8 protein-coding genes are annotated in these 19442 nt (G+C 69.6%); 3 read left to right on the forward strand and 5 right to left on the reverse strand.

What is annotated here, in order from left to right; translation table 11 throughout:
* The first annotated feature begins 231 nt into the window (after positions 1 to 231).
* Entirely contained in the window at positions 232 to 1656 is a 1425-nt protein-coding gene (locus OG257_RS02920) for an NDP-hexose 2,3-dehydratase family protein (RefSeq protein WP_329204454.1), read from the forward strand.
* A 73-nt stretch (positions 1657 to 1729) separates the two neighbouring features.
* On the opposite strand, the gene OG257_RS02925 is transcribed toward OG257_RS02920, so the two are convergent.
* The gene (locus OG257_RS02925) at positions 1730 to 3637 is read right to left on the reverse strand and encodes a multicopper oxidase family protein (protein WP_329204455.1); all 1908 of its coding nucleotides are present in this window, start codon (positions 3635 to 3637) and stop codon (positions 1730 to 1732) included.
* A gap of 127 nt (positions 3638 to 3764) precedes the next feature.
* Between OG257_RS02925 and OG257_RS02930 the strand changes: the two genes are divergently transcribed.
* Together OG257_RS02930 and OG257_RS02935 are read left to right on the forward strand one after the other, a co-directional pair.
* Positions 3765 to 6854 (forward strand): helix-turn-helix transcriptional regulator, encoded by a 3090-nt coding sequence (locus OG257_RS02930; RefSeq protein WP_329204456.1) that lies wholly within the window; start codon positions 3765 to 3767, stop codon positions 6852 to 6854.
* A 5-nt stretch (positions 6855 to 6859) separates the two neighbouring features.
* A complete protein-coding gene (locus tag OG257_RS02935) occupies positions 6860 to 8209 on the forward strand; it encodes a 3-deoxy-7-phosphoheptulonate synthase class II (protein ID WP_329204457.1) in 1350 nt (449 codons plus the stop codon).
* A gap of 22 nt (positions 8210 to 8231) precedes the next feature.
* Here the strand turns inward: OG257_RS02935 and mhpA are convergent, their stop codons facing one another.
* The 4 genes from mhpA to OG257_RS02955 are packed head-to-tail and all read right to left on the reverse strand — an operon-like array spanning position 8232 to position 19332.
* On the reverse strand, positions 8232 to 9890 hold the full coding sequence (gene mhpA, locus OG257_RS02940; protein ID WP_329204458.1) for a bifunctional 3-(3-hydroxy-phenyl)propionate/3-hydroxycinnamic acid hydroxylase MhpA: 1659 nt from the start codon (positions 9888 to 9890) through the stop codon (positions 8232 to 8234).
* On the reverse strand, positions 9887 to 10672 hold the full coding sequence (locus OG257_RS02945) for an arylamine N-acetyltransferase family protein (protein WP_329204459.1): 786 nt from the start codon (positions 10670 to 10672) through the stop codon (positions 9887 to 9889). The genes mhpA and OG257_RS02945 overlap by 4 nt, the downstream gene beginning before the upstream one ends.
* Before the next feature lie 5 nt (positions 10673 to 10677).
* Complete coding sequence (locus OG257_RS02950) at positions 10678 to 13761, reverse strand: type I polyketide synthase (protein WP_443054545.1); 3084 nt, start codon at positions 13759 to 13761, stop codon at positions 10678 to 10680.
* A 60-nt stretch (positions 13762 to 13821) separates the two neighbouring features.
* A complete protein-coding gene (locus OG257_RS02955; RefSeq protein ID WP_329204461.1) occupies positions 13822 to 19332 on the reverse strand; it encodes a type I polyketide synthase in 5511 nt (1836 codons plus the stop codon).
* Positions 19333 to 19442: the final 110 nt, after the last annotated feature.

A 19442-nucleotide genomic window follows, 5' to 3' on the forward strand; every position in this document is an offset into this window, starting at 1 on the left:
CCGGTCGCGCACCGGGGAATTATTCGATTCATTGAATTCGGCATGACGGTAGGCAAGTCCTTCCTGGACCGTCAACCCCCTGACCCGGGCCCCGGAACCCACAAATACCCCCCTATGCGTCCCCTGATTATCCGCACCGCATGGCCCGGCTAATCAGCATCCCGGCATAGTGGGCGACATTATTGCGTGCGACAGGGAGGCCCGGTGTCCGGAATTGTGTCAACGTTGACGGTGGATCAGAGGAATGCCGAGCGAATCGCCGAATCCGCACTCGCGCTCACAGGGCTCTCCGGCCTTCCGGCTGTACAGCAGTGGTTCGACGAGCGCCGGCGGATCGACGTGGCGCGCGTGGAGCGGATCGCCCTGACGGATCTGGTCAACTGGCGGACCGATCCGGACACCGGCAACATCGTGCACGACAGCGGCAGGTTCTTCAGCCTGGAAGGACTCGCCGCCGAGGTGCCGGCGGGCGCGGTCACCTCCTGGACCCAGCCCATCATCCACCAGCCGGAGATCGGAATCCTGGGAATCCTGGCCAAGGAATTCGATGGCGTACTGCATTTCCTCATGCAGGCCAAGAATGAGCCCGGCAATGTCGACGGTGTCGAGCTGTCCCCCACGGTGCAGGCCACCCGGAGCAACTACACCCGGGTGCACCGGGGCAGCTTCGTACCGTATGTCGAGTACTTCCAGGAGGAAAACCGCAGGAAGGTGCTCGCCGATGTGCTCCAGTCCGAGCAGGGCGCCTGGTTCTATCAGAAGCGCAATCGCAACATCATTGTCGAGACCGACCAGGAAGTCGAACTGCTGGAAGGATTTCGGTGGTTGACCCTGGGACAGATCCATCAGTTGCTGGCGGGCGATGCGGTGATCAATATGGATTCCCGTACGGTGCTGTCCTGCCTGCCGTTCTCGGGAACCGGTCTCGCCGATCGCTTCCCGTTCCAGGGGCAGGAATTCCGGCGGTCGGTCCTCCGCTCCAGCAGTGCCGATCTCGCCGGGCTGCACACCATCGGTGAGACGCTGAGCTGGATCACCGAGACCCGTACCCGCCACGAGGTCCGCGCCCGGCGGGTACCGCTGCGGGAGGTGACCGGGTGGACCCGGGGCCCGGAGGCCGTCACCCATGACTCCGGTCTCTTCTTCAGAGTCATCGGTATCGACGTCGAGACGGAACGCCGTGAGGTCGCCGGCTGGAGCCAGCCGGTCGTGGAGCCGGTCGGGGTGGGCGTCAACGCCTTCCTCGTGAAGCGGGTGGACGGTGTGCTGCACGCCCTGGTGAACGCCCGTGTCCAGCCCGGCTTCCTGGACGTCATCGAGCTGGCTCCGACCGTGCAGTGCACACCTGACAACTACGACTGGCTGCCGTCCGCCGCGCGCCCGCGGTTCCTCGACGACGTCCTGCGCGCCGGTCCCGACCGCATCCGTTTCGAGAGCCTGCTGTCGGAGGAGGGAGGGCGCTTCTACCACGCGCGCAACCGCTATCTCGTCATCGAGACCGATGCGGACCACGCACCTGATCCCGGCCCCGACTTCAGGTGGCTGACTCTGCACCAGCTCGTCGGGCTGCTCCGCCACAGCCACTACGTCAACGTCGAGGCCCGCAGCCTGATCGCCTGCCTGCACAGCCTCACGGGCGAGTCCACGGCCGGCTGACACAGCATCGAACGGCCGACGTGCGGGGAGGCGCTCCGGGAGCGCCTCCCCGCGTGCGTGCCGCGGGTCCGGATCAGTGGTGGTGCGCCGAGTGCGGCATACGGTCGAGGATCTCCCGAGGGGCGACGACGAAGGGCCGCATCATGCCTTCGTCCTCGTGCTCCAGGATGTGGCAGTGGTAGACGAACCGGCCGGTGGCTCCGGTGAACTGACCCGCCACGGACACGAGTTCGTGCTCCTCGATCCTGATGGTGTCCTTCCAGCCCTTCTCCTCGTCCCCCAGGGCGCCCACCCGGTCGTAGCCCGCGGTCCAGGTCACCACGTCCGTACCCGGCCCGGTGGCACTGGAGACCGTGTAGACATCCCGGTTCAGCGCCTGGAAGCCCAGCAGGTGGACATGCATCGGGTGCCCGGGGCCGACGAGGTGGAGGAAGTTCCACACCTCCCAGCCGCTGCTCTCGACGAAGAATCCGACCTTGTCGTCGAAGGCGGCGGCCTCCTTGCGGAACGTACGGAGTGTGCCGCCCTGGTCCGTGACGCGGACGAGCCGGTCGCCGTCCTGCGCCTGGTAGCCGGACGCGGTCTCGGACAGCTCCCACATTTCGGGGTGGCCGAGCGGAGTGCCGTCCGAGGTGCCGAAGGCGATCCACCGACTGGTGTGCCCGGCGGGTATCGCGGACCGTGTCAGCCGGACGAACGACGGCGACGTGGTGGCGGGCAGGCTGAACGGGTCGGTGACGGCTGTGGCCCCGACACGGAACTGCATGACCTCGGGACCGAGCGGGGACGGCCCGTTGCTGTTGGTGTTGACGAGTTGGAGCCGCTTGCCGCGGAAGGCGTCGAAGTCGATGAGGATGTCCGCCCGTTCGGCCGGGGCCAGTGTCACCGCGTCCAGCGTGACGGGGCTGGGCAGCAGCCCCTGGTCGCTGCCGATCTGGACCAGGGCCCCGGTGACCGGTGTCGTGGTGCCGTCCGCGTTCTCCACCTGGAGACGCAGGGTGTACGGGCGGGTGTTGGCCCCGTTGAGCACCCGGAAGCGGTACCACCGCGGCGCCACCTCCAGGTACGGCCAGATGACCCCGTTGACCAGGTTGTACGGGCCTATGAACGGCAGGTTCAGGCGGGTGGGGGAACTTGCCGTGCCGGTGTCGAGGTAGCCGATCCGGTGCAGGAGCCGTCCGGTCGGGACACCCGCGTCGTCGGTGTCCAGATTGCGGTCGTTGATCAGTAGCGGGATCTCGTACGCCCCGCTGGGAAGGTTGAGGGCGGCTTCCTCCTCGTCCCGGACCAGCAGGCTGCCGGCCAGCCCCGCGAAGACGTTGAACGCCGTGATGTTCATGGCGTGGTCGTGATACCAGAGGCCCGTGGCCCGCTGACCGTTCGGGTACTCGGAGAGCTGAGCGTCGCCGGGTGACACACCGTTCTCGGTCCATCCGTCGTTGTTGCCACCGGTGACCGCGCCGTGCACGTGGACGACTGTCCAGGCGGGCAGGGCGGCGACGGAGGCGTCGCGGGTGGCTGAGCCCCGGCCGGGGCTCAGGATCGAGTCGAGATCCGTGAACGGCACCTGGATACCGGTGACGGGGAAGGCTCCGCCGATCTCGTTGAGCCAAGCCACTTTGAGGCGCTGCTCGGTGGACACCTCGATGGTCGGTCCGGGAAAGGACCCTTCGTAGGTCCACACCGGAGTCGGCGGGAGCTGGGAGTGGAGCAGGACGGAGGCGGCCTTCTGGCGGATCGTCAGCGAGGCGCCGGGGATCAGGACCGGCGGTATCCGCAGCGAGTCGGCGAACTTGGTGAGGTTGGTGGACGTGGCCCGTGGGACCCCGGTGGCGACGGGCCCACCGGTGCCGGGTCTCCGTGAGGCTCTCGGGTGCGAGGTTGATGGTCCCCGGCTGCTGCTCACCAGCGCCGCTCCCCCGCTCACGGTGGCTACGGCCGCTGCCGCGGATCCTATGACGAACTGACGACGATTGGGCATACGGATGCTCCTCGATGGCTGTCGATGACGGAGCCGATCGTGAGCGCCGGGTGGGCCGAGTTCAATGGAAACAGTGGGTCTTAGGGGGATGCGGACGGCTTCACCCGACATCGGAGACCGCCACCCCATGGGTACCCCCCTGAACATTGGCCGGAATGCCCCAGTAGGCAGCCCGTGGGTGGCCCGTTCCCGGGGAGTAGGCGATGTCCGACCATCATGGAATCCGGGCAGGGGGAGCGCGCAATGGGGCCTGTTCGATGCCCTGCACCGCACAGACGGTCGATCACGCACAGCCCGTACGGCCACGGACACAGGTGGCCGGGAGCACGGTCGAGGTCACGCACCTGGCCAGTTACGCCTGCTGCGGGTCGCAGACTCCGTTGATCACGAACATGACGTCCTGGGGGATCGAGTGGTTTCGCTGGTGGAACGAGACGAACACATGCGTCGACTGGACCAGCTGCTCACCGACTGTTTCGCGCACCGTGGCCACACCGTCCTGCTGGAGGGGCCGATCGCCGGCGGCAAGACCGAACTGCTGCGTGCCTTCGCGGCGCACGCGACAGCTTCCGGGGCCCGCTTCCTGAGCGCCAGCTGCTCCGCCGCTGAGCGTGCGCTGCCGTTCGGCGTGGTCAATCAGCTCTTCCGCGGTACGGTCTGGCCCGACGGACCGGCGCACCGGGTGGCTGCGCTGCTGGACGGACTCGCGTCCGGCGGTTTCGGCGACGGGGACGCGGCCGATGCCCCGGATCCCTCGGTGGTCCGCGCCTGCCACGAACTCTCCGTCGCGCTGCTCGACCTGGCCTCGGACGTCCCGCTGATGCTCGGTGTGGACGATCTGCGCAACGCCGACGTCCCGTCCCTGCAGTTCCTGCTCCACCTGGTCCGGCGGCTCGGGCAGTCCAGGATCCTTCTCGTCCTGACCGACCACACCACCCCGTGGCCGCTGAACCGCCGGTTCCGCGGCGAGCTGTCCCGGCCGCCTTACGCGCAGCGTCTGCGTCTGGAGCCGCTCTCCCGGTCCGGTGCGCTGCGCATGGTCGCCGACGGTCTCGGGGAGGTGAGCGCGCAGCGGGTCGGCGAGGAGTTCCTCTCCGCCGCCGGCGGCAACCCGCTGCTGCTGCACGCCCTGATCGAGGACCACCGCCAGCCCGGCGGCGCGCCCAGTGCGCAGGGGTACGGTCTGGCCCTGCTGAGCTGCCTCCAACGCACCGACCCGATCATGCTGCGGGCGGCACGGGCGCTGGCGGTGCTCGGCCCCGGCAGCTCGACGGCCGAGATCGGCCGGCTCATGTCCGGCGACCTCGGCACGGCCGACCCGGCCGAGGAGGCGCTGCGTGCGCTGAACGCGGCCGAGCTCCTCGACGGGGGCCAATTCCGCCACCCGGCCGGGCGGACGGCCGTGCTCGACGACCTCTCCGCCCACGACCGGTCCGAACTGCACCGGCGTGCCGCCCACCTCCTGTACGAGCGCGGCGCGGGGGCGCTGGACGTCGCCCGCCATCTCATCGAGGCCGGGCACACCCAGGTTCCCTGGGCCGAGGCGGTCCTCTCGGAGGCGGCGGAGCACGCACTGCTCGACGACCGTCTCGAACTGGCCGCCGACTGTCTGAAGCTGGCCCATCGCTCCAGCACCGACGAGCGGTCCCGGTCGGCGCTGCGGGCGAGGCTGGCCCAGGCCGAGTGGCAGCTCAGTCCCTCCTCTGCCGCTCGGCACCTGGCACCGCTGTCCGCGGCGGTCCGCGCCGACCAGCTGAGCCTGTCCGACGGGCTTGTGCTGATCAGGCAACTCCTGTGGCACGGCAGGAACGAGGAGGCGGGCGACGTACTGGCACAGCTGCGAGCCCGTGCGGGCAGCGCCAACCCGACGAATCCGGCGGAGGCCGGGGCGCTGCGCGACATGGAGGTGTGGCTGGCCTGGACACAGCCCGCGCTGGCGCGGGGCCGCAGGACGCCGGTCCTGCCGGCCGACCTGCGGCACGGTGTGGTGAGTCCCGGTACGGATCCGCAGCTGCAGGCGGCGGCGGCCCTGTCCGACGCGCTGTCCCGCGGCCGGGCGCAGGACGCCGCCGACCGCGCGGAGCAGGTGCTGCGCGATCTCCCGCTGCACCGCCGGAGCCCCTGGGCGGAGGAGGCCGCGCTCGTGGCCGTCCGGGTCCTGATCCAAGTGGACCGCCTGCATGCCGCCGCCGCCTGGTGCGATCAGCTGCTGGCGGCGGCCGAGGCCCACAACGCCCCGACGTCCCATGCCGTGTTCGCCGCCGCGCGCGCGGAGGTTGCCGTGCAGCAGGGCGACCTCGCCGCCGCCGGGCGCCATGCCCGAAACGCTCTCGGCCTGCTCACGCCCCGCTCGTGGGGCATCGCGGTCGGGCTGCCGCTGAGCACCCTGATCCTCGCCTCGACCCGCATGGGCGAGCACGAGGAGGCGGCGAGACAGCTCGCCCACTCGGTCAGCGACACGATGTTCCACAGCAGGTACGGACTCCAGTACCTGTACGCGCGCGGTCACCACTACCTCGCCACCAACCACTGCCATGCCGCGCTCGCGGACTTCCTGTCCTGCGGCGAGCTGCTGCGTGACTGGGGGCTGGACACGGCGGGGCTGTTGCCCTGGCGGACGAACGCCGCCGAGGCGTGGCTCCGCCTCGACAACAAGGACCAGGCCAGGCGTCTCATCCACGAGCAGCTGGCACGGCCCGGGGCCGGTACCTCGCGCACCCGTGGCCCGGCCCTGCGCCTGCTCGCAGCCGCGGGTCCGCCGGGGCGCCGGCTGCCGCTGCTCACCGAGGCCATCGACCTGGCCGAGGCATCCGGCGACCGGTTCGAGCAGGTCCGCGTGCTGGCCGAGCTCAGCCGCGCCCATCAGGCCAACAACGACAAGCGACGTGCGCGGCTGCTGCTTCGGCAGGCCCTCCATGTGGCGAACATGTGCGAGATGAAGCCACTGGCACAGGAGTTGCTGTCGGTCTCCGCCGACCTGGGCGGCGCCGAGTCGATGGCGGACGGGCTGGAGGGCATCGCCTCGCTCACGGACTCGGAGCGGCGGGTCGCCTCCCTGGCCGTCCTGGGCTACACCAACCGGGAGATCGCGGTGAAGCTGTACGTCACCGCGAGCACCGTCGAGCAGCACCTCACCCGCGTGTACCGCAAGCTCCAGATCCGACGCCGCAAGGATCTTCCGGCGGATCTCTGGGCCAACCTCCGGAAGACGGGCTGAGGCCGATGACCACGTCTCTGGGGGCGTGCGACACGCCCGCGGCACCGGCCGGTGTCCCCGGTTCGGCGCCTTCAACTGCCGTTCCCGGTCCGCCGGGCGCAGCCTACGGCCGGCCGGCCGAGGCACACGATCCGCCGGCCGAGGCCCTGGCCCGGCCGGCCGAGCAGCAGCCGGACTGGCCCGACCCCGACGAACTCCGCAGGGTGAGCGAGGTGCTGGACGGGCTGCCGTCCACCGTGCAGGTCGCGGAGGTCGACCGGCTCGGGGAGCGGCTGGCGCAGGTGGCCATGGGCAGGGCGTTCCTGGTGCAGGGCGGTGACTGCGCCGAGACGTTCGCCGGGAACACCGACGCGCACGTGCTGGGCAATCTGCGCACGCTGCTGTGCGTCGCCGAGGTACTGGCCCTTGCCTCCGGGCTTCCCGTGGTCACGATGGGGCGCGTCGCCGGCCAGTACGCCAAACCCCGGTCGAGCCCCTTCGAGGCGGACGGGCTGCCTTCGTACCGCGGCGACATCGTCAACTCCCTGGTGTCCGACGCCGTGGCGAGGACACCCGATCCCCGCCGGATGCTGCGCGCCCATGCGGCCTCGGAGGCCGCGATGCGCATCGTCCGGGCGGAGGCCGAGGCGTCGGGTACCGAGATCTACACCAGCCACGAGGCCCTGCTGCTGGACTACGAGCGCGCCCTTGCACGGCGGTCGGCGGGAGGACCGGGAGGACCGGGAGAAGAGGACACGGTGACCGGCCGACCGGCCGTTCACCCGCTCTACGGCCTGTCCGGCCACTTCCTGTGGATCGGTGAGCGGACGCGTCACCTCGACGGGGCGCACATCGCCTTCGCCGAGCGGATCGCCAACCCGGTCGGTCTGAAGATCGGCCCCTCTGTCACCCCCGAGGAGGTCGTGGAGTACGTGGAGCGGCTGGACCCGAACCGGCGCCCCGGCCGGCTCACCCTGATCAGCCGGATGGGAAACGACCGGGTGCGCGACGTCCTGCCGCCGGTCGTGGAGAAGGTGACCGCGTCGGGGCACCAGGTGGTCTGGCAGTGCGACCCCATGCACGGCAACACTCATCTGTCCCCCACCGGATACAAGACCCGGCGCTTCGGGCGCATCCTCGACGAGGTGCGCGGCTTCTTCGAGGTGCACCGCGCGCTCGGTACCCATCCCGGCGGCCTCCATCTGGAGCTGACCGGTGACGATGTCACCGAATGTCTGGGCGGCGCGCAGGAGATCCGGGACGCCCACCTCGGCACGCGCTACGAGACCGCCTGCGATCCCCGGCTCAACGGCCGGCAGTCCCTGGAGCTGGCTCATCATGTGGCGAGGCTGCTCAGCGGGCCGGCCGGACCATAGGGTCCGTCGGCCGCCCACCGGGTCAGCCGATGAGTGCCCCGGACCCGAGCCGGGCGTGCAGGTCATCGACGAGCGAGGCCAGTGCGTCCCGGTCCCGGGCCGCCCCGAAGACGTAGAAGTCGGGTCGCACCAGCAGAGCCACGGCCCCGCCACCGGGCCCGGGCCCGCATTCGGCCAGATACGGCAGGTAGACGGCGTCCACGTCCACGACGGCGGGCGCCGTCACCCCTGCGGCCGGCGTCCCGGCGGGCAGCAGATGCACGAGGCGCACACCGATCCGCTCGAGGAGCGCCAGTCGGTCGCCGTCGAGGAGTTCGGCGGGCGGAGCCGTAGTGAGCAGGGCGAAGCCCGGCCCCACCACGGCGTCGAACAGTCCGGTGGCGTCCGCGCGGGCGACGACGGCCTGCCGCACGAGCTCTCCGGCCGGGGCGACGGGCTGTCCGTCACTCTGCCGTCCGTGGAGAAGTCCGGTGGTCAACGCCTGGACGGCGGACCGCGGCTGCGCGGTGCCGATGCCCCGTTCGCGTACGGCGATCATCACCGTGTCACGGTCCCTCGCGGCGGCAGGATCGGTCTCGCAGATGACCCGGCCCAGATCCATGGACATCTTCAGCGCGTGCCGGACGTGCTCGCGCCGCTCGCTGGTGTACGTGTCGAGCAGCCGCTCGTCGGCCCGGCCGGCCAGGACCAGATCGAGTTTCCAGGCCAGATTGGCGGCGTCCCGGAACCCCGAGCACATGCCCTGTCCGGCGAACGGAGGCATGAGGTGGGCGGCGTCCCCGGCGAGCAGCACCCGGCCAACCCTCCACTCGTCCACGTAACGCGCCTGGAAGGTGTAGACGGTATGGCGCTCCAGGGTGGCACGGTCGCGGTCGATCCCGAACAGGCCGAGCAGACGCCAGGCGTTGGCTGTGCTTCCGAACTCCTCGGCGGGCTCGTCGGCCAGGCGCATGAACTCCCAGCGCCTGTGCCCGGGCCCGGCGGACACCTCGGTGCGGGGCCGGGCCGGGTCGCAGATCTGCAGGTTGTTGGGCACGAACTCGCGCGGTTCGTGCAGCTTCACGTCGCAGGTGAGCCAGTCGTTGAAGAACCCGAAGTCGGTCGCCGTGACGCCGATGGCCTCCCGTACGAAGCTGTTGGCACCGTCGCAGCCCACGACCCACCGGGCGGACAGCTGCCGGTCGTGGGGGGGTGCGTCCTGCGGTCCCTCCACGGTGATCTCCACGCGCGTGCCGTGGTCCTTGAGAGCGACCACCCGATGCCCGCGCAGCACGCGCAGATTGGGCAGCTCCTCACCCCGCGCGGCCAGAGCCGCTTCCAGGCCCGGCTGGTACATGGAGGTCGAGTCGGGCCAGCCGGAGTGCCCGGTGGCGGCGACGTCGACGTGGAAGAGCGTCTGCCCGGCGGCGTTGCGCCAGACGTAGTCCCGCGAGGGCTCTCCCAGTTCGCCCATGGAGTCGCCGACTCCGGCCGCGGCCAGGATCCTGGCGGACTCGCCGTCGAAGGAGACGGCCCGCGGCATCGGATAGGGCGTGGGCCAGCGCTCCACCACGGTGACCTGCCAGCCGCGTGCGGCCAGCAACAACGCGGTGACCTGCCCGACCGGGCCGTATCCGACCACGATGACGTCGGTGGAGGTGGTGCCCGTGCGGGGAGGGGCGGAGGAGTCCGCGGTGGTCACCGTTCCGCCCTTTCCGTCCGGAGGATGTCGGCCAGGACACGCGCGTGGTCGGCCGGATCGATCACGCCCCGGATCCGGTCGTGTCCGCCGTCAACTGTGAGCAGCCGCTTGCCGATGAGGATCTGCTGCCCGTTGTCGAAGGCACGCCCGCGCACGACCGTCCCCGCACCCGCCAGCCGGCGGGCGAAGTGCTCCAGTTCGGCGGACGGCACCAGCCACTCCGCCAGCTCTCTGGGCTTCGGCTCGAACCGGTACACGGCTTGCCAGTCCCCGGCCTGCCCCTTGCGCTGCACCACGTGATAGCCGTCCTGCGCGACGATCCTGTACTGGTTGCCGTACTGCTGACTGATCCGGTCCGTCACCACGGGCAGCGGTTCGAGGTAGGACGGGCCTACGAACCCGACATCGACGAGCAGAAGTCTGCCGTCGAGCCTGACGTAGTTGAACACATGCTCCAGGTCGGGTCCGAAGGAGTCGTCGACCTGGCGGATGCCGGCGGCGAGCACCCCCGCCTCGAAGCCCAGTTTCAGGAGCAGCAGGCGGAACAGACCGTTGAGCTCGTAGCACACACCTCCGCGCCCGCCGAGGACGATCTCGTCGAAGACTGCGTCCGCGTCGATGTCAACGCCCGCCCACAGTGCCGCGCCCCGGGCCGTGTTGAGGGAGCTGTCGTAGGGAAGGGCGATCAGATGCCGCTTGTGGAGATCCCGCAGAGTCTCCCAAGTGGGGTCGGTCGGTCCTTCGTAATCCAGGGCCTTCAGATAGGTATCGACTGCGAACACGGCTCTCAGCCCTTCTCGTTCAGCAACGCGTGCAGGTGGTGGGCGAGTTCGGTCGGCGTGGGATGGTCGAAGATCAGCATCGCGGGGAGTTCCAGGCCGGTGACGTCGGACAGGCGGTTCCGGAACTGCACGGCGGTCAGCGAGATGAAACCGACCTCGAAGAAGACGCTGCCCGACTCCACGGACTCCGGGGTTTCGTGACCCAGGACAGTGGCGGCTTCGGCACGCACGAGGTCCAGGAGCAACTGCTCCTGTTCGTCCTTGGACAGCTCGGCCAGCTTGTGCGCCAGGGCCGATCCGGGAATCTCGTCATCGGTGACGGGGACGGACGGTGCTGGGGGGACGAGATCACCGGTCACGGTGTGACGTGCTCCTTGGGTTGACTCCAGCCAGTAGTGCTGGTGCTGGAAGGCGTACGTGGGCAACTCGACTCGAGGGGAACGCGGTTCACCGAACGCGGGGGTCCAGTCGACGGGAATCCCTCTGACGTGGAGTTCGGCGATGGACAGCAGGATCCGGTCCGGTCCTCCGTCGTCGCGTCGGAGGGTCCCTGTGACAACGCTCGGCGTCTGAGGACTGCTGTCCAGGGTCTCCTGAATGCTGTGCGCCAAGACGGGATGGGCGCTCACCTCGACGAACGCCCGGAAGCCCTCCGCAACGAGAGCAGCGGTGGCGTCGGCGAACCGCACCGTCTGCCGCAGATTGCGGAACCAGTAACCGCCGTCCAGCTCCGTTCCCTCCACCCAACGACCGTCCACCGACGAATACATCGGGATGGCTGCCGACCCGGGCTTCAACCCTGCAAGCACATCGGCCAACTCGGCCTCGATCAACTCGACATGGGAGGTATGGGACGCGTAGTCCACCGGCACCCGCCGAACCCGGACACCCTGTGCCTCGTACTCGGAAACCAACCGGTCCAACGCCTCGGGATCACCCGCCACCACCACCGACGACGGACCGTTCACCGCGGCCAGCTCCACACCCTCACCCAGCCGCACCTCCTCAGCCGGAAGAGCAACCGACACCATCCCGCCACGGCCGGCCAGACCACCCGCGATCGCACGGCTGCGCAACACCACCACCCGGGCCGCGTCCTCCAACGACAACACACCCGCCACATGAGCAGCCGCAATCTCACCCTGCGAATGCCCCACCACCGCATCCGCCCGCACCCCGAACGACTCCCACACCCGCGCCAACGCCACCATCACCGCAAACGACACCGGCTGCACCACATCCACCCGGCCCAACGACACAGCACCCTCAACACCCCGCACCACATCCAGCACCGACCACCCACTCACCGACCCCAACACACCACTGACCTCCGTCAACGCCCGCGCAAACACCGACGACGAATCAAGCAGATCGCGGCCCATCCCCACCCACTGCGAACCCTGCCCCGGAAACACAAACACCGACCGACCCGACACATCCGCCACACCCGACACCACACCAGGCCCCACACCACCACCCGCCAACACCGACACACCAGCCAACGCACCACCACGACCCGCAGCCACCACCACCGCACGATGGGGCAGCTGGGCACGCGAGGTGGCGAGCACCTGTCCGGCACCCTCGATATCGACCTCGGTGCGTTCCCGTACGAACGACTGCAGGCGTTCCGCCTGGCCCCGCAGCCCCTTCGCCGAGGCGCCGGAGATCAGCCACGGCACGACGGCAGCTCCCGGATCATTCACTCCGGACGCCACCGCAACCTCAGGAGCAACCGGGGCCTGCTCCACAATCACGTGCGCGTTCGTACCGCTCACACCGAACGCCGACACACCCGCCCTGCGCGGACGGTCCACCTCCGGCCACGGCCTGGACTCCGTCAGCAACTCCACAGACCCAGACGACCAGTCCACCTTCGACGATGGCTCATCCACATGCAGCGTCCCCGGCAGCACACCATGCCGGATCGCCTGCACCATCTTGATGATCCCCGCAGCACCCGCCGCAGCCTGCGTATGACCGATGTTCGACTTCAACGACCCCAACCACAGGGGCTGGTCCTGTGCACGGTCCTGCCCGTAGGTCGCCAGCAAAGCCTGCGCCTCGATCGGGTCACCCAGCGTCGTCCCGGTGCCATGGCCCTCCACCGCATCGACCTCCGTGGCAGACAATCGGGCGTTCGCCAGCGCCCGCCGGATCACTCTCTGCTGGGAGGGTCCGTTCGGCGCGGTGAGTCCATTGGAAGCGCCGTCCTGGTTGACGGCCGACCCCCGTACCACCGCGAGGACCTCGTGGCCCAGCCTCCGTGCATCCGACAGCCGCTCCAGCAGGAGCACGGCGACACCTTCGGCCCAGCCCGTTCCGTCGGCCGCGTCGGCGAACGCCTTGCACCGGCCGTCGCGCGCCAGCCCCCGCTGCCGGGAGAACTCGACGAATGGTGACGGATTCGCCATGACAGCGACCCCGCCTGCCAGAGCAAGCGAGCAGTCACCGCCGCGGAGTGCCTGCGCGGCGAGATGTACAGCGACGAGTGAGGACGAGCACGCCGTGTCCACCGTGACGGCGGGGCCCTCCAGACCCAGGGCGTACGACACCCGCCCCGAGGCCACGCTTCCCGAGTTCCCGGTACCGAGGAAGCCTTCCAGTCCTTCGGGCACCTCGCCGAGACCGGTCGCGTAGTCGTGGTACATGAGCCCGGAGAAGACGCCGACGCTGCTGCCCCGCAGGGAGGTCGGGTCGATGCCCGCGCGCTCGAACACCTCCCACGACACCTCCAGCAGCAGACGCTGCTGCGGATCCATCGCCACCGCCTCACGCGGCGAAATACCGAAGAGCGAGGCGTCGAACCCGCCGGCGTCGTGCAGGAAGCCGCCTTCGCTGACATAGGACGTACCGGGGCGGTCGGGGTCCGGGTCGAACAGGTCGTCCAGGTTCCAGCCCCGATCGGACGGGAACGGGGTGACGCCGTCGCGTCCGTCTGCCACGAGCTGCCACAGGTCGTCCGGCGTGGAGATCCCGCCCGGCAGTCGGCAGCCCATGCCCACGATCGCGATCGGTTCCGTGACTGCGGCAATGAGTTGGTCGTTCTCGCGCAGCAACCGCTCGTTGTCGGTGAGGGCCGCGCGCAGGGCCTCGACGAGTTTGTCAGTGGACGTGGTCATGGGAACCTTCCGAAGTCCGAAGTGCGGTCACTGCCTGCCGCCGAGCGCTCGCTCGACGAGATCGTCGATGTCCATCGCTGCGATGGCGTCGGCCGCCGTCCCGGCGTCACGCGCGTCTCCGGCGCCTGTGCCGCGGCCGGCCGGCTGCGAGGACACCAGCGCCTCCACCGCTTCCAGTACGCCGAGTTCGCGGAGTGTGGCGAGGGGTACCGTGGCAAGCGCCCGCCGGATGTCGGCCTCGGAGGCATCGGCTCCGATCAGGTGGTCGCGGGCGTTGGCTGTAGCGCCCACATGTCCCAGGGCATCGGCCGAGGGCACGAGTGCGGTCTGGAGGTGGTGCGCGAGTGCGGTCGGGTTGGGGTGGTCGAAGACGAGGGTCACGGGCAGTCGTACGCCCGTCACCCCGGTGAGCCGATTGCGCAGCTCGACCGAGGCGAGCGAGTCGAATCCGATGTCCTTGAATGCCTGGGCGGCGCCGATCGCGTCCTTCGTGGCGTGACCGAGCACGGTGGCCGACGCACTTTGGACGAGTTCGAGCAGCTCACGTATCCGGTCGCGCTCGGAGAGCGTCGCCAGGCGCTGGGCAAAGGATTCCGGACTCCGGCCGTCCGTGGGCGCCGCCGCGGCGGTCCGCCTCGGGGCTCGTACGAGTCCGCGCAGGAGCGGTGCCAGCTCTCCGGCCGCCGCCTGCTTACGGAGGACGGCGAAGTCGAGCTTCGTCGGCACCAGCAAGGCCTCTTCGGATTGCAGCGCACTGTCGAACAGCGCGAGCCCCTCGGCCGAGGACAGTCCCACCAGTCCGCTGCGGGCCAGCCGCGCGCGACCGGTGTCGTCCAGGTGTCCGGTCATGCCGCTCGCCTCGGACCACAGTCCCCACGCCAGCGACACCGCAGGCAGACCCTCGTCCCTACGCGTGCGAGCCAGCCCGTCCAGGAAACCGTTCGCCGCCGCGTAGTTGCCCTGACCGGCATTACCGAGGACGCCGGCGCCGGAGGAAAACAGCACGAACGCCGACAGGTCCAGTTCACGCGTGAGTTCGTGCAGGTGCCACGCAGCATCTGCCTTCGGGCGGAACACGTTCTCGAGCCACTGGGGGTCGAGCGCCGTCATGATCCCGTCGTCAAGGACTCCGGCGGTGTGGACGACGGCGGTGAGGGGGTGCTCGGCCGGAATCCCCGCCAGCACATCGACCAACGCCTCACGGTCACCCGCATCCGCCGCAACCACCTCCACCCGCGCACCCGCAGCCGTCAGCTCCTCGACCAACTCCGCCGCACCCTCGGCAGACGGACCACGACGACTCACCAACACCACACTGCGCACACCATGCACACCCACCACATGCCGGGCCACCAACCCGCCCAACGTCCCCGTACCACCCGTGATCAACACCGACCCCGAACGATCAAGAACCCCACCGGAACCCGACGCCTTCCGAGGCACCCCGGCCCGCACCAACCTCGGCACGAACACCTCCCCCGCACGCACCCCCACCTGCGACTCACCCGACGCCACCACACCCGACAACAACCCGGCCACACCCGCCACCGAGCCACCATCCACATCCACCAAAACCACCCGACCCGGCTGCTCCAACTGCACCGACCGCACCAACCCCCACACCGCAGCCCCCGCAGGATCACCAGCCGCGTCCTTGGTCAGGATCACCAGGGTCTGCGAGTTCGAGTCCGGGTCGGACAGTCGGGTGTGAAGGAAGTCCACGGTGGCTGCGGTCAGTTCACGTGCCGCCTGGGGGCCTTCTCCCCCGTGCTCGATGAGATCGAGTACCGCCCCGGCAGGTACGGGAACGTCGGACTCGGGCAGCGTGAGGGGAGCCCAGTCGAGCTGGTACGACAGCTCGTCGGCCGTGCTGCCGAGCGACGCCAGACGCTCGGCTGCGACGGGCCGCAGTGCGAGGGAGTCGACCGTGGCGACGGGGGCGCCGGTCTGGTCGGTCACCGTCACAGAAAAGGCCTCCGGTCCGGTGGGTTCGGCCCTCAGGCGCAGAGCCGAGGCGCCCGTCGCGTGCAGCGTGACCCCGCTCCAGGCAAACGGCAGGAGAAGACGACCCGGCTCCCGATCCGCCAGGCTGATCAGACTGGTCGCCTGCAGGGCCGCATCCAGAAGCGCGGGGTGCAGCCCGTACCTGGCTGCCTCGGAGATCAGCGCTTCCGGCAACGACAGTTCCGCGAACACCTCACGGCCCCGCCGCCACGCGGCACGCACTCCCTGGAACGCCGGACCGTACGTGTACCCCTGCTCCGCCAACCCCTCGTAGAACCCCTCCACCGACACGGGCTCCGCACCCTCCGGAGGCCACTGCGCAAGCCGGCCAAGGGGAGCGGGAGCGCTCAAGCCCAGGAATCCGCTCGCGTGCCGTGTCCACGGCCCCGCCTCGTCGGCGGTCTCGGGGCGGGAGTACACCGCCACAATCCGGTGTTCGGCGGCTTCGCGCAACGGCTGGTCCTGGTGCTCATCGCCAAGCAGGTCCTGGTCGGCAACGGTGACCCGTATCTGTACCGCACCCTGTTCGGGCAGGACGAGCGGGGCCTCGATGGCGAGTTCTTCGACCGTGCCCAGATCGGCTTCGTCCGCGGCGCGCAGGGCGAGCTCCAGCAGTGCGGCCCCGGGGACGAGCACCGTCCCCGCCACCGCGTGGTCTCCAAGCCAGGGATGCTCCTTGAGTGACAACCTGCCGGTGAGCAACGTTCCACCGGCTTCCGGCAGATGCACCACCGCACCCAGCAACGGGTGTTCGGCCGCCCGAAGCCCGACCGCACCGAGGTCGCCACTCCCTCGGCCGCCGGCCAGCCAGTAGTGCTCGTGCTGGAAGGCGTACGTGGGCAACTCGACGCGACGCGGTACCGGTTCACCGTACGAACTCGACCAGTCCACCGGAATGCCACGGACGTGGAGTTCAGCGGCAGAGAGCAGGATCCGGTCCGGACCTCCGTCGTCGCGGCGGAGGGTCCCGGTGACCACACTCGGGACCTCTGGCTGCTCGTCCAGGGTCTCCTGAATGCTGTGCGCCAAGACGGGGTGGGCGCTCACCTCGACGAAGGCTTGGAAGCCCTCCGCAACGAGGGCGGCGGTGGCGTCGGCGAACCGCACCGTCTGCCGCAGATTGCGGAACCAGTAACCGCCGTCCAGCTCCGTTCCCTCCACCCAACGACCGTCCACCGACGAATACATCGGGATGGTCGCCGACCCGGGCTTCAACCCTGCAAGCACATCGGCCAACTCGGCCTCGATCAACTCGACATGGGAGGTATGGGACGCGTAATCCACCGGCACCCGCCGAACCCGAACACCCTGTGCCTCGTACTCGGAAACCAACCGGTCCAACGCCTCGGGATCACCCGCCACCACCACCGACGACGGACCGTTCACCGCGGCCAACTCCACACCCTCACCCAGCCGCACCTCCTCAGCCGGAAGAGCAACCGACACCATCCCGCCACGGCCGGCCAGACCACCCGCGATCGCACGGCTGCGCAACACCACCACCCGGGCCGCGTCCTCCAACGACAACACACCCGCCACATGAGCAGCCGCAATCTCACCCTGCGAATGCCCCACCACCGCATCCGCCCGCACCCCGAACGACTCCCACACCCGCGCCAACGCCACCATCACCGCAAACGACACCGGCTGCACCACATCCACCCGGCCCAACGACACAGCACCCTCAACACCCCGCACCACATCCAGCACCGACCACCCACTCACCGACCCCAACACACCGCTGACCTCCGTCAACGCCCGCGCAAACACCGACGACGAATCAAGCAGATCGCGGCCCATCCCCACCCACTGCGAACCCTGCCCCGGAAACACAAACACCGACCGACCCGACACATCCGCCACACCCGACACCACACCAGGCCCCACACCACCACCCGCCAACACCGACACACCAGCCAACGCACCACCACGACCCGCAGCCACCACCACCGCACGGTGCTCCAGACCCGCCCGCCCCACAGCAAGCGAATGACCCACCTCGGCAACCGTCACGTCCGAACGCCCGACGAGGTGGTCCACCAACTGCTGAGCCTGCGCCTGCAGCGCTCGGGGCGAAGCCCCGGACAGTGGCCACGGCACGGACGCGAGGGGCGGCGCCTCCTTCACGCCCGCCACGGTTTCGGCGACAGGCGGCGCCTGCTCGAGGATCACGTGGGCGTTCGTGCCGCTCACACCGAACGAGGAGACACCCGCCCTGCGCGGACGGTCCACCTCCGGCCACGGCCTGGACTTCGTCAGCAACTCCACAGACCCCGACGACCAGTCCACCTTCGACGACGGCTCATCCACATGCAGCGTCCGCGGCAACACACCATGCCGAAGCGCCTGCACCATCTTGATGACACCCGCAGCACCCGCCGCAGCCTGCGTATGACCAATGTTGGACTTCAACGACCCCAACCACAGCGGGCGGTCGCCGGTCCGCTCGCGTCCGTACGTCGCCAGAAGTGCCTGCGCCTCGATCGGATCACCCAACGTGGTGCCCGTACCGTGCGCCTCGACCGCGTCGACATCTGCCGGTGACAGGCGCGCGCCGGCCAGCGCCTGGCGGATCACCCGCTCCTGCGAGGGACCGTTCGGCGCAGTGAGTCCATTGGACGCACCGTCCTGATTGACAGCCGACCCCCGCACCACCGCCAGAACCTCATGCCCCAGCCGCTGCGCATCCGACAACCGCTCCAGCAACAGGACCGCCACGCCTTCCGCGAGCCCTGTTCCATCGGCCGCGTCGGCGAAGGCCTTGCACCGGCCGTCGCGCGCCAGCCCGCGCTGCCGGGAGAAGTCGACGAACACTTCGGGGGTCGCCATCACGGCCACGCCGCCGGCCAGAGCCATCCCGCACTCACCGTTGCGCAGCGCCTGCGCCGCGAGATGCAGCGCCACCAAGGACGACGAGCACGCCGTGTCCACGGTCACGGCAGGGCCCTCCAGGCCCAACGTGTACGCGACGCGCCCCGACGCCACGCTCCCCGAGTTGCCGATGCCGAAGTAGCCCTCAAGTCCTTCGGGCAGCTTCTCCACGTCATCGGCGTAGTCGTGGTACATGAGCCCGGTGTAGATGCCGACGCTGTGTCCGTGCAGCGACGTGGGATCGATGCCCGCGCGCTCGAACACCTCCCACGACACCTCCAGCAGCAGCCGCTGCTGCGGATCGATGGCAAGTGCCTCACGCGGCGATATACCGAACAACGAGGCGTCGAACCCGCCGGGTTCGTCGATGAAGCCGCCCTCGTTGGCGTACGACGTACCGGTCCGGTCCGGGTCCGGGTCGTAGAGGCCGTCCAGGTCCCAGCCCCGGTCGGCGGGGAACGGGGACATCGCGTCCACGCCTCCGTCGACGAGGTTCCACAGGTCGTCCGGTGACGCGACCCCGCCCGGCAGGCGGCAGCCCATGCCCACGATCGCAATCGGCTCCGTCCTCCTGGACTCGATCTCACGGATCCTCTTGCGGGTCTGCTGCAGCTCGCCCGTCACGCGCTTGAGGTAGTCACGCAGCTTGTCGTCGTTCGACATGAGGTTCTTCCTTGTGTCGGTCAGCTGTACGGCGGATCGGGCCGGTCGGCTGCTCAGCGGGGTCGCCGGAACGCCCGGTTGGCGGGTCGTCCGGTCGTCCGGTCGGGACC

It is taken from the genome of Streptomyces sp. NBC_00683, assembly GCF_036226745.1.
Lineage (GTDB): Bacteria > Actinomycetota > Actinomycetes > Streptomycetales > Streptomycetaceae > Streptomyces.

What these genes read in the sequence shown, in the direction of transcription:
- OG257_RS02925 (WP_329204455.1), bottom strand. Translation starts at nt 3,637, where the DNA reads ATGCCCAATCGTCGTCAGTTCGTCATAGGATCCGCGGCAGCGGCCGTA.
- OG257_RS02955 (WP_329204461.1), bottom strand. Translation starts at nt 19,332, where the DNA reads ATGTCGAACGACGACAAGCTGCGTGACTACCTCAAGCGCGTGACGGGC.
- OG257_RS02930 (WP_329204456.1), top strand. Translation starts at nt 3,765, where the DNA reads ATGGGTACCCCCCTGAACATTGGCCGGAATGCCCCAGTAGGCAGCCCG.
- OG257_RS02935 (WP_329204457.1), top strand. Translation starts at nt 6,860, where the DNA reads ATGACCACGTCTCTGGGGGCGTGCGACACGCCCGCGGCACCGGCCGGT.